Annotated in this window: 15 protein-coding genes; 6 read left to right on the forward strand and 9 right to left on the reverse strand. The window is 42.1% G+C overall.

Annotation, left to right across the window (positions count from 1 at the left end; translation table 11 throughout):
• The first annotated feature begins 403 nt into the window (after positions 1 to 403).
• Complete coding sequence (locus VB740_RS14545) at positions 404 to 1165, forward strand: class II aldolase/adducin family protein (protein ID WP_323200697.1); 762 nt, start codon at positions 404 to 406, stop codon at positions 1163 to 1165.
• Positions 1166 to 1514: 349 nt separating this feature from the next.
• Here VB740_RS14545 and VB740_RS14550 read toward each other — a convergent pair whose 3' ends face one another.
• The 3 genes from VB740_RS14550 to VB740_RS14560 all read right to left on the reverse strand — a co-directional run bounded on the left by VB740_RS14550 (position 1515) and on the right by VB740_RS14560 (position 4073).
• Positions 1515 to 2060: an RNA 2'-phosphotransferase gene (locus VB740_RS14550; protein WP_323200698.1), complete on the reverse strand. Its 546-nt coding sequence runs from the start codon at positions 2058 to 2060 to the stop codon at positions 1515 to 1517.
• 72 nt (positions 2061 to 2132) lie between these two features.
• Positions 2133 to 3449, reverse strand: a complete 1317-nt coding sequence (locus VB740_RS14555; RefSeq protein ID WP_323200699.1) for an amino acid permease — start codon at positions 3447 to 3449, stop codon at positions 2133 to 2135.
• 270 nt (positions 3450 to 3719) lie between these two features.
• Complete coding sequence (locus VB740_RS14560; protein WP_323200700.1) at positions 3720 to 4073, reverse strand: hypothetical protein; 354 nt, start codon at positions 4071 to 4073, stop codon at positions 3720 to 3722.
• Positions 4074 to 4479: 406 nt separating this feature from the next.
• Between VB740_RS14560 and VB740_RS14565 the strand changes: the two genes are divergently transcribed.
• Together VB740_RS14565 and VB740_RS14570 are read left to right on the forward strand one after the other, a co-directional pair.
• Complete coding sequence (locus tag VB740_RS14565) at positions 4480 to 4728, forward strand: type II toxin-antitoxin system Phd/YefM family antitoxin (RefSeq protein WP_069074142.1); 249 nt, start codon at positions 4480 to 4482, stop codon at positions 4726 to 4728.
• A gap of 2 nt (positions 4729 to 4730) precedes the next feature.
• Positions 4731 to 5117 carry a type II toxin-antitoxin system VapC family toxin gene (locus VB740_RS14570; protein WP_323200701.1) on the forward strand — a complete coding sequence of 129 codons (387 nt, stop codon included), beginning with the start codon at positions 4731 to 4733 and terminating at the stop codon, positions 5115 to 5117.
• A gap of 112 nt (positions 5118 to 5229) precedes the next feature.
• Here the strand turns inward: VB740_RS14570 and VB740_RS14575 are convergent, their stop codons facing one another.
• Entirely contained in the window at positions 5230 to 5547 is a 318-nt protein-coding gene (locus VB740_RS14575; RefSeq protein WP_323200702.1) for a type II toxin-antitoxin system RelE/ParE family toxin, read from the reverse strand.
• Positions 5547 to 5801: a type II toxin-antitoxin system ParD family antitoxin gene (locus tag VB740_RS14580; protein ID WP_323200703.1), complete on the reverse strand. Its 255-nt coding sequence runs from the start codon at positions 5799 to 5801 to the stop codon at positions 5547 to 5549. The genes VB740_RS14575 and VB740_RS14580 overlap by 1 nt, the downstream gene beginning before the upstream one ends.
• A gap of 32 nt (positions 5802 to 5833) precedes the next feature.
• Here VB740_RS14580 and VB740_RS14585 point away from each other — a divergent pair, with 32 nt between their 5' ends.
• The gene (locus VB740_RS14585) at positions 5834 to 5968 is read left to right on the forward strand and encodes a hypothetical protein (RefSeq protein ID WP_323200704.1); all 135 of its coding nucleotides are present in this window, start codon (positions 5834 to 5836) and stop codon (positions 5966 to 5968) included.
• Between the two features lie 43 nt (positions 5969 to 6011).
• Here VB740_RS14585 and VB740_RS14590 read toward each other — a convergent pair whose 3' ends face one another.
• The 3 genes from VB740_RS14590 to VB740_RS14600 form a co-directional block, all read right to left on the reverse strand.
• Complete coding sequence (locus VB740_RS14590) at positions 6012 to 8702, reverse strand: tetratricopeptide repeat protein (protein WP_323200705.1); 2691 nt, start codon at positions 8700 to 8702, stop codon at positions 6012 to 6014.
• Positions 8703 to 8926: 224 nt separating this feature from the next.
• Positions 8927 to 9322 carry a hypothetical protein gene (locus tag VB740_RS14595; RefSeq protein ID WP_323200706.1) on the reverse strand — a complete coding sequence of 132 codons (396 nt, stop codon included), beginning with the start codon at positions 9320 to 9322 and terminating at the stop codon, positions 8927 to 8929.
• 27 nt (positions 9323 to 9349) lie between these two features.
• Positions 9350 to 9529, reverse strand: coding sequence for a hypothetical protein (locus VB740_RS14600; protein ID WP_323200707.1), 180 nt, complete (start codon positions 9527 to 9529; stop codon positions 9350 to 9352).
• Positions 9530 to 9665: 136 nt separating this feature from the next.
• Between VB740_RS14600 and VB740_RS14605 the strand changes: the two genes are divergently transcribed.
• Positions 9666 to 10061 carry a hypothetical protein gene (locus VB740_RS14605; RefSeq protein ID WP_323200708.1) on the forward strand — a complete coding sequence of 132 codons (396 nt, stop codon included), beginning with the start codon at positions 9666 to 9668 and terminating at the stop codon, positions 10059 to 10061.
• Here VB740_RS14605 and VB740_RS14610 read toward each other — a convergent pair.
• The gene (locus VB740_RS14610; RefSeq protein WP_323200709.1) at positions 10058 to 10285 is read right to left on the reverse strand and encodes a hypothetical protein; all 228 of its coding nucleotides are present in this window, start codon (positions 10283 to 10285) and stop codon (positions 10058 to 10060) included. The two genes, VB740_RS14605 and VB740_RS14610, sit on opposite strands and share 4 nt — an antisense overlap.
• A 55-nt stretch (positions 10286 to 10340) precedes the next feature.
• Here VB740_RS14610 and VB740_RS14615 point away from each other — a divergent pair, with 55 nt between their 5' ends.
• Complete coding sequence (locus VB740_RS14615; RefSeq protein ID WP_323200710.1) at positions 10341 to 11129, forward strand: tryptophan-rich sensory protein; 789 nt, start codon at positions 10341 to 10343, stop codon at positions 11127 to 11129.
• The last annotated feature ends 308 nt before the right edge of the window (positions 11130 to 11437 follow it).

The raw sequence follows: 11437 nt of genomic DNA on the forward strand, positions 1-11437 counted from the left end.
TCCCCATTCAATTGTTCCTTCTGCCCTCTGCCCTCTGCCTCCTGCCTTCTTCAATAATCTTTAGTGATTAATTGGTTTATACAAAGGCAATTAACAAGAAACAGTCTATCGCCGTATAGATAACGGCGATGCTAAAGGATACGCATAATTACAAGTAATCGAAGTGCGTAGGCGTAGCCAGCCATAGGCATCGCTTCAACCAAGGGATATTTATCGTCTGTTACCGCCAGATGGTGATATCCAGACCGTCAAAACCACATCTTAGAGCGCATCTGTATCCATCTTCTAGGTAATGATATTGAGTGTATCTTGCGTCACCAGTTCATCCCAGAATCTCACAGCATCAAAACCTTTTGCTCTGGATATTCTAACGCTCCCTGTAAAGAGAAAGAAGAAAAAGAACATGCCCAAGTACAATAGACCAAAACCCCCCGTATTTGATCGAGTTGAAGACGAACGTTTGCACCGTAAGCAACGTTTAGCCGCTGCCTTTCGCCTGTTTGGTAAATTTGGATTTAGCGAGGGAATCGCAGGACATATTACAGCTCGCGATCCGGAGTTTACAGACCATTTCTGGGTCAATCCATTAGGAACATACTTCGGCCATATCCGAGTTTCTGACCTGCTCTTAGTTAACAGAGAAGGTGAGGTAGTTAAAGGCGATGCTGAAGTGAATCGAGCCGCTTTCGCCATCCATTCTCAGATTCATGAAGCTCGACCTGATGTAATCGCGGCAGCTCACGCCCATTCACTTTATGGCAAAGCTTGGTCTAGTTTGGGGCGTCTCCTCGACCCATTGACTCAAGATTCCTGTGCTTTTTATGAAGATCATGCACTATTTGATGACTTCACAGGTGTGGTTTTAGAAAGTTCTGAAGGTCAGCGACTGGCGCAAACCTTAGGGTCAAAGAAAGCTATAATCTTGCGTAACCACAGCATTTTAACTGTGGGACATACAGTAGATGAAGCTGCCTTTTGGTACATTAACTTAGAGCGATCGTGCCAAGCCCAACTACTAGCAGAAGCTGCGGGTAGACCCACTACTATCAAACACGAAACAGCCCGTTTAACACAAACTCAAGTGGGGTCACATACAAATGGGTGGTTAAGCTTCCAGCCACTTTACGACAGGATTGTTCGTGAAGAACCTGATTTGCTAAATTAGTGCTGTGTTTCTGCGCTTTCTATCACCTCGGTTTCAAATTACTATAAACAATAACTGGCACTAACTCACGGTTTAACTGTAAACAATATTTCAATGGGTACAATAGCCAATACTTGTCGGTTAAGGGGAAAAGGGGAAGGTGGGGCCCCCTCTGGGGATAAGGGGCGGGGGGAAGGGGAAAGAAAAAACCTTTAACCTTTAACCTTTAACCTTTTCCCCAAACCCAATTCCAAGTTAAAAATCCTTAACCGAGCAGTATTGGTACAATAGCGATTTATCAGTGATTGGAGTAAGAGCAATTCATGAATTGCCCCTATGATTTTTGGAGAAATTAGACGCAATTTTCTATTCAAATTTTTTGTAAATACTCAGGTGGCACGTTATCCACCAACCAAACACCATTAGCAGAACAATAGAAGATAAAACCCGCCTGATACATTGCCGCAGCATATACGGCAAAAACTACTGGTTTTCCATATCTTGCACCAACAGTTTGTGCTGTTGCAATATCTTTCGATAAATGGACATGATGGCGTGACATTTTGCAAATTCCTGTTTGCAGAATTGACTCTACAGATTTGTGCCCCGTGCCGTGATAAAGCTCGTCTGGGGGAACAACAGATTCTAATTGTAAATCGACTTTTACACTATGTCCTTGATTCGCACGAATTAAAGTAGCTGTAGAATCAAAAGAAAAGCGTTGTTTATCGTCGGATTCAACTACTGCCTCTAATTCTTGACGGCTAATCGGAAACTTGTTTTTAGCACACGCGTTAAGTAGTTCATCAACAGCAACCCAGCCACTAGGAGCAAGTTTAATTCCAATTGCATCCGGTGTGTGTCGCAGATATTTGCTGAGATATTTGCTGATTTTTACGAGGCGAGAATCACTCATTTGATTGTGATTGGCATTTTCGTACTACAGTTATATAGTTATAATGCTACACCAAACTTTTAATTGATGGTTTTACTTTGGGTAAATTGACAGAATTTGTCTTCCCATCATGGCTAATGCCACTCCAACCATGACAATGAGTGTCACCTTCCCACCAGGAACGAGTAGTTGATTTCTGCTATCTGAGTTTTCTTGTTCTTGACGTTGCTTCCAACTCATTAACACCGGAATAATTCCACCTAGAACTGAGATACTAAATGTTCCAGTGTAATCTAGGGCAGTAAAAAAGATACTGGGATTGAGCGTTCCGAGAGTCATTGGCGGGAAAAGAACCAGCGAATAAAGGGGTAGGCGACTAGAAAGTTTTGCCTGTGCCAGTAGGAAAATATCTTTTAACAAATCCAGCAATCCGTAGACAAATCCAATGAATGATGTAGCGATCGCAAACTCTGAAAAAATGGATACTAGCACTCCTAACCATTCTCCCGCGCCACCGGCTCGGAGAACTTGCAATGGATCAAAAACAGTTCTACCCACAGATGCGCCATGTAGCATATCGGGACTCACGCTTCCTAAAATTACAGCATTCCACGCCAAGAACATAATTAGAGGAATCACTGAGCCAATAAAGATAGACTGACGAATTTTGCGGGCATCCCCTTCGAGTTGCGTCACAACTAACGGCACAACGTTTTGGAAAAATAACGCCACAGCCATCACTGAAATGGCACTACCAAGGGCACTCCAGTTTTGAAATAACAGTTGGGTACTCTGAATCTGTCCTCCTGCCAAAAACAATAGTCCCAAAAAGGAAACAATGACAATTGCGACAAAGGCGCTGTTTAATTTCTCAATAAACTTTTCTCGCCCAAGATACATAATGCCACCAAATAAGAGCGTGAAAGTTGTTGTGCCCACCCACGCAGGCAATATCTGCACACTCCAGATTTTTGCCGTCGCAGTTCCTAAAATCTCTCCGCCTTTGGTGATGTATGCCACCAACAGAGCATAGTGCATGAATAAATATACACCGCCTGCAAGTCGCGCTCCCACCTTGCCCAGGATTTTCTCAACAACTCCCAAAAAACCTAAACTTGGATGCCCTTCTGTTCGCATTATGTTTAAGGTTACTTCTGCAACCAATAACCCTGAAACTAAAGCGTATAGCCAAACAGCAATCAGCCCAGATGTGGATGGCACAATACCAGACGGCAGAGTAACGGCTGGTAAGGCCAGAATCCCAGCCCCAACAGTGGTTCCAGCAATTAATGCAGTACTTCCCAATACGCTACCCGGTTGATGATTGAGCTTTTTTCCATCAAATTCGAGATGAGAAAACAACCGAGTGACTTGCTCTGAATCTTTTAGAACAGTCTTTATGGAAACCATACTGAATATCCGTACTTGAACCAGAAAGACAATATTAACATATGTAAATATTGTTGACAAAAACACTGATGCTCATGGTTTTTCAAGCAAATCTTCGTGGTAAATAAGCGTCCATTCCTTGTAGAGACGGCGATTTATCGCGTCTAAAAGACACGTTAGAAAGACGCGATAAATCGCGTCTCTACATGAGGGGCTTATACCCTTTTAGCAGAAGGAAAGAATTTATTTTCCTTCTGCCTCCTGCCTTTCTTCGTCAACCTTTATACCTGATTATTCTCTGCCTATATCTAACTGTACTTCCAATCCATCATTGTCATCCCCAGACTGAGCCGGCGCTAAGAAAACAGAAGTGTCTGGTTGTGATAATGATTCGTTAAACTGTATTCTCGCTGGAGTTTTATTACCTCCTCTATTATTGTTAGAGATAGTTGCTGGATTAGTTTGCTCAAAAAAGCCTTGAAAGTCTTCTTGGGCTGTTCTATTATCAATTCCAACTAGAGAATCACCAGTTAATCTGTATTGTCCTGGATTTGAGCTTGATGCTGGTGCCTGTGCGTATACTTGGCTTCCTAAGCTTGCAAAGGCTGCTGTAATTCCCAAAAAAGCAATAGTTTTGGCGTTCATTTTTTTGTCCAAATTCTCTTTAATATTGCTTGTCTTTATTCTCTGGGCAAATTATTTTAATTAACTCTATCGTTAGGTTCTACTACAATAATTTTATTGCGTATATACTTAGAACGTCAATGATTCCGGCTCTATCTAAAGATATTTCTACTGTCTTCGTATTGTTTAGATTTGTACAAGTTGAATGGTAAAGTTGTCTAGTTTAGTTTTCAAGCGATCGCACTGGTCATACTGATTGATTTTTATGAGACGAAAAGCGATGTTTAACGACAAGCTGCTTCTCTACGAGATGCTTTGCAGAGTACGCATTTACGCAGATAATCAAGTCATCGCCACAAGATTGAAAAATGCACTTATAGCCAGTGTTATCCTAAGAAATATTAGGAGTTAACAATTACTTAGGCAAATGAGCATTACCGTCAATGTTTCTGAAGTAACTGCCAAGTTTTCTGAATTGCTGAGTCAGGTATTACTTGGTGAAGAAGTCGTGATTGCACAGAAAGGTATTCCAGTTGCACGTTTAGTAGCTCTCACAGATACAGCTTCACCTCGAATTCCAGGATTGGATAAAGGTAAAGTTATCATTGCACCAGATTTTGACGAGCCTTTACCAGAAGATATCCTAAATGATTTTGACAGTTCTAATCTAGTTTAGCGATGAGAGCTTTACTAGATACTCATGCATTTCTTTGGTGGGTAACAGATGATCCTCAGTTATCTTCTACCAGTCGCAGTATAATTGCTGATTCAGGTAATATTTTATTTCTGAGTGTGGCAAGTGTTTGGGAGATTGTCATTAAGACTAAATCGGGTAAGCTAACTTTACCTGAACCTGTAGAAGAATATATTCCAAACCGACTAGCACTGAACCGCTTCGAGAGTCTAGACATTCAAATGACACACACTTTACAGGTTGCCAACTTGCCAAACATTCACCGAGATCCGTTTGACCGAATTTTGATTGCCCAAAGTCAAGTAGAGAATTTGCCAATTGTAACCATAGACAAGAAAATTGCACAGTATTCTGTCGAGATTATCTGGTAATCAAGGCTTAGAAATAACGATCGCCCCTTAGTTGATGAGAAAATAGCGTAGGCGTAGCCCGTCGTAGACATCGCTCCACCAAGGCAATCATACAAGCGATCGCTAATCAATATCATTCCTGTTCTAAAATCCTTTCTATATCTTGTCTTGCATAGAGAATCCGCACAACTTCAATACTTTCATCTCGCTCAAAGTAAAAAATTAAATATTTTTTAAATCTCTTAACAGCCCATTTACGTAAACCTTGTAAACGAAGATTCTCCACAGGATAACGGCTACCCATTCCAGGCATTCTTGCTAACTGTGCAAAAGTTTCTCTTACAGAGTCAAAAAATAAAAGAGCCGTGTCGGGATTTTCTTGGGCAATGTAAGCAAAATACTCATCAATATCTAAACTGGCTTTGGGTGTAATGACTATTCGCTTTGTCATTATTTCTCTTGATGCATCTGGTTGAGCAAGTGTGTGCGTTTTTGCTGCCACCATTCATCATTAACTTCTATCGTCTCTCCACTTTCAAGCCCTGCAATTAGAAGTTCTTCTATATGTTCTTGCATCTTGCGTTTTTGGTCTTGAACGATTAACTCTTGTAGATATTCGCTAACTGAACCGTAGCCACCTTGAGCCACTTGTTCATCAACAAAGGCTTTCATCGGCTCAGGCAAGGAAATATTAATGTTACTCATAACCTTGGCGGCGAGGTTGAACTATTTTTTCCATGTTATCAAGATTGTTAGGCGTTGTCTTTGCGGAAACGTTTAACGATCGCACCTTGGTTGATGAGAAAATAGCGATGCCTTCTTTACGAGACGCTACGCGTAGCTTGCTTCCACGTTCGCGGAGCGTGCCGTAGGCAAGTGTTACGACGAACGCTCAAAACTACTAGATTGCAATCTCTATCGTCTGGACTCGCTCTTTTTATTACGAATTAATTTTTTAGCCAATCGCCACAATAGAGAAAACGGTAAAATTAATATCGCCTTTAAGATTTGGACAAACTTACCTAACCGACGTTTCCAAATAGCACGGAAAGTAGACTGGCGTTGAAAGATTGCTAGATTTTCTCGAATTGTTGCAGTTAAAGGATGATTAACTTCTAAAATGCGATCGCACATTGCCAAGGCTTGGGTGTAGAGGGGTTCGGCTTCGCTGTACCGCCCTTGGCTCTTGTAGAGTTCTGCTAAATTGCTCAAGCTGTATGCAACATTGGGATGGTCGCTATCAAACAGCCGCTTTATCATCTCCAAGGCTTGGGTGTAGAGGGGTTCGGCTTCGCTGTACCGCCCTTGGCTTTTGTAGAGTTCTGCTAAATTGCTCAAGCTGTGTACCACATTAGGATGGTCGCCATTAAACAACCGTTTTCTCATATCCAAGGCTTGGGTGTAGAGGGGTTCGGCTTCCCTATATTGCCCTTGGTTATTATAGAGAAAAGCTAAATTGTTCAAGCTACTAGCTACATGGGGATGGTCGCCATCAAACAGCCGCTTTCTCATCTCTAATGCTTGGATATAGAGGGGTTCTGCTTCGCTGTACCGCCCTTGACTATCGTAGAGTCCTGCTAAACTGTTCAAGCTACTAGCCACATTGGGATGGTCGCAATCAAACAGCCGCTTATACATCTTCAAGGCTTGAGTGAAAATGGGTTCGGCTTCCCTGTATCGCCCTTGGTTATTGTAAAGAAAAGCTAAATTGTTCAAGCTAGTAGCCACATGGGGATGGTCGCCATCAAACAGTCGCTTTCTCATCTCCAAGGCTTGAGTGAAAATGGGTTCGGCTTCGCTGTACCGCCCTTGGCTATCGTAGAGTACTGCTAAATTGTTCAAGCTAGTAGCCACATGGGGATGGTCCTCATCAAACAGCCGCTTTGTCATCTCTAAGGCTTGAATGAAAAGGGGTTCGGCTTCCCTATATCGCCCTTGACTATTGCATAGAAAAGCTAAATTGTTCAAGCTAGTAGCCACATCAGGATGGTCGCCATTAAACAGCCGCTTATACATCTCCAAGGCTTGGGTATAGAGGGGTTCGGCTTCGCTATACCGCCCTTGACTATCGTAGAGTCCTGCTAAATTGTTTAAGCTACCAGCCACATAACGATGGTCGCCATCAAACAGAACTTGGCAAACGTTTACGCATTGTTTATGCCAGGGTTTTGCTAATTTATATAATCCTTGTCCTTTGTAAAATCTTCCTATTCCCACAAATACCCAAATTATTTCATTATTGGGGACTGATACTAGAGAAATTATTTGTGCCTCTATTGCTTCTTTTATCTTTGCAATGAAACAGTTTCCCAGGTCTTCGAGATGGGGAATAATATCTCTAATGTTTTCAATCTGCTCAGAAGTTGGTGAATCGGGAAGCATTTGGGCAACGGCTATCATGGCATTGGCAAAGGTTGCTTCTAAAACTGATTTCATCTCAACAGACGCCGCTAACTGCTCTTGTAAAAACCACCGCACTAAAGAATGAATTTTATAATATCCTTCTCTTTCTTCTACCAGTTGCAGCAAGTTGCGCCCGTAGAGTTGCTTTTTAGCTGCGTTTAATTCATCTTCTGACCAAGTTAGCTGTCTTTCTTCCTGATTTTCTGCTTCCCCTCCACCTGTCGCTACCCAAAGAACCAAATCCCAAAGAATCAGTGCAGGAGAAAATAAACTCAAAAATCTTCCTAGTTGTTGCGCCAGTGGGTTGAGTTCTGACCAAGTTAAAGCAAAGGCGGCTTTGACTCCCAGTTGAGTTGAGTTGAGAGTTTCCCGGTCTTGTAAAGCTGACTCTGCTAATTTACGTTCTTGTAATCGCCTAAACATGATATCTAAAGATATTTCCGGGTCGCGTACCAAATAACCTCCAACTAACTCTATCCCCAAGGGCAAATATTCCAGACATTCACATATTGCTTTTGCGGCTTGTAGTTGGTTTTCAACTCGCTTATCTTTTTCCCCCAACAGTCGTTTTAATAGTTCTAAGGCTTTGCCTGGTTCTTTTTGGGGCGAGAGAACATCTAAGGGAATCTCTTGAATAAAATTTGGGTCTAAATGCCGCAGTCGAGTAGTAATTAAGACTTGGAAGCGGTTATCATCGGGAACGACTTCGCGGAGGTTGTCTAAATCAGTTACGTCATCGAAGACGATTAAAATCGGTAACTCAGAGTTAGGATATCTAGACCAACACCAGGCGACTTGTTCTTTAAGGCTTAAAAGTCTTCCTCCTAATTCTTGGGGAATTTCCAAACCGAACTGCAACCTGAAAAACTCTAAAACTTCGGCGGCGAGATTGGTTTCTCTGTCGTTAAACCAAGCAATTCCGCCATAATCTTGTTGATATCGTCTGGCGTATTGGGTGGCTAATTCAGTTTTGCCTACGCCTCCCATTCCCGCTATTGCTACATAGTCGCGCTGCAAGTCTTCATGCAGCATTTTCAGTTCGGTTTCTCGCCCGACGAAATGAACAGAACCGCGATAGGGGATAGATTTTGTGGGAGTTAACTGTTTTTGCCCCTCAATAATTTGAGTGCCAATGTTAACTTGAGAATAAGGGGCGGCAAAAGCGCCAACTTTGTCGGCAAACTTGCCAGAGTTTTCAGGCATACATAGTTAAATCTTACCGTTCACAAAAACTGAAAGACCTCTCTCCAAACCTCTCTCCGAAACGGAGAGAGGCTTTGAATCTTACTCCCCTTCCCTACAAGGAAAGGCTTTATAAAATTCTGCTCAGAATAAAGCCTTGAAATAAACATGCTTTAAATCTTGCTCCCCTTCCCTTGTAAGGAAGGGGCTGGGGGTTAGGTCACACAATAACTTTTGCTGATAATTTAAAAAGACATATTTTCAATATTTCCTGTCCCACCTGGCATTACTACCTGACCAATTTTATCTGCTAATTTTTCCAGGTTAGGCATAGCTAGAATTTCAGCCAATTTAGGATTTGGTTCTGCTTTAGCTGCTGCTGCTAATTCTTGCATAGCTTGAGCCACTTCAGGATTAGCTTTAGCAGCCGATTCTACCTCTAGTACAGCCTTGCCATAATCAAGTGGTTGCTCTGGCGCTTTCTCAATAGCTGCTACAGTATGGGGAGATTGTTTTTTAAGGGTTACGAGAAACTTACCAGTCTTATCCAATAAGGTTTCTGTTACCTTTTCGGTTGTTTTTTCTAAGGCTTTGGTGGCTATTACAGAACCGATTGCGATCGCCGCAGTTTCAAGTATCATATCCTGCCTTGACTAGGTGTATCTTATCTATTCATTAACACACCGCTTTTGTTCCCAATTTCGCAATAAACTCAAAAAATTTAGATTTAGCTGGGTTTTCATCAACAAAGACATCTGTTTCATCAACAAAAACATCTGTTTCATCAACAAAAACATCTTTTTCATCAACAAAGACATCTTTTTCATCAACAAAGACATCTTTTTCATCAACAAAATTATAATTTTTGCGAAAAACACTGGTTTACAAGTTATATTAAATACTAAAGTGTGGGGATTTTACTGAGCTAAAATACAGCCTTAATGAGGCAAACTAGCTCTAAAGCAGAATGAAAGGGATACATTTATGCCTAGCCAGAAACGTACATACCGCGTTTTAGAAAAAGCTGAATTAAGAGCGGCGGGACTGAAAGCAATTGATCCTAGTATGGATTTTGGGGATGCTCGCAGCTTGCAAAATATGACACAACTAATTGAGCAGTACCGTACCAAGATAGACGCTTATAATACTGCTTTAACCGTAATCAGCTCTTCTAGAACTGAGATGGACGAATTGGAGAAAACTTTAAGTGACCTCACGGAGAAAATGCTGATTGGAGTAGCTTTTAAATACGGCACAGATAGCCGTGAATATGAAATGGCGGGTGCTGTTCGCAAAAGCGATCGCATCCGTAAAAGCACAGCAACACGCTTGAGAGCGATCGCAGAGGAACCAGCTACTAAAAGTGAAATGGGCGGTTAGAAACCGCGTCTACACAAACTTGTGTTGAGCATCTCGACTTCGCTCGATGGAGCCGGAGTCGAAATACAAAACCCGCCTCCGTGGGTTTCAAAACTTTGATTTGACTTTGAGTTTCCTCTTTCTCGAATCGGGAAGGGGGTTAAGTTTTTCGTGGACTTTTCCACATAACGTGAAAAGTCAGGTTTGACCTTGAGCAAATCTATCAGTTCTATCTTAGGCCACATGAGTAGCTCCCAGACTTGGTAAGCTAAAAGCACAAAAGATATGAGTTAACATCCTATGCAGCAGTCCACAAGAGACAATCACCGGGATCTTTGGCGGCAGCTTGTTACTTTGGCTGCAATCTTTGGTGCTTTTGTTGTCAACGTAGTATCGAACGTTTTTCCGCTCAATGGACTCAGTATAGGGGAAATTTCTAATACTTTGTTTAAAAATGTCCTGGTTATCCCTGCTAATTACGCATTTGCTATCTGGGGGCTGATTTACCTTGGGTTGTTTGCTTTTGGGGTATACCAAGTTCTACCTGCTCAACGACATGACCCTGATTTACGTAAGACAGATTATCTGTTAGTGATTGCCTGTGTTGCTCAAAGTATCTGGGTGTATCTGTTTTTGTCTCGGCTTTTTGCTCTTTCTGTAATTGCCATGCTCTTGATTCTGTTGCCCCTGATTGCTGTTTATGTGCAGTTAGAAATTGGCAACAAGCATGTACCTCGGCTGAAAAAATGGTGTATTCACTTTCCGATTAGCATTTATCTAGGCTGGATTAGCGTGGCTACCATTGTCAACGTAGCGTGTGCCTTGGATTTTCACGGGTGGAACGGTTGGGGAATTTCTGCTGTAATCTGGACTCTCATCATGTTATTCATAGCAACAGCAGTTGCAGCAGTTATAGTCATCCAGCGTCGAGACATGGCTTATACAGGAGTGATACTCTGGGCATTAGTAGCGATCGCATTTAAGCACTCTGATAACTCAATGCTCAGAAATGCCGCGTTGGTTTTGGCAGTTGTCCTGATTTTCATCGCTACAATTAACACCTTACGCCCCCAACAAGAACAGATTTAAGTGCGATCGTCGGCGATCGCCTACGGTACGCTATGCGAAAGCAGTTGCTACAATCAAGGCTTGACAACTATAGCGGTTATCAGTTGAGTGCAATACAGACCTAACCCCCAGCCCCTTCCCTATAAGGGAAGGGGAGTAAGATTCAAAGCCTCTCTCCTTTTAGGAGAGAGGTTTGGAGAGAGGTCAAATTGTATTGCATCCATTCGAGAACTGCTATATTCAATTTGCTCTTCACTGTGAGATAGTCATGTAATATAGGACTCATACTTGATTGCGTGAAAAAACTCCGTACAGATCAAAAAGCCTTC

The sequence above is a fragment of the Nostoc sp. UHCC 0251 genome (assembly GCF_034932245.1).
Classification (GTDB): domain Bacteria; phylum Cyanobacteriota; class Cyanobacteriia; order Cyanobacteriales; family Nostocaceae; genus Nostoc.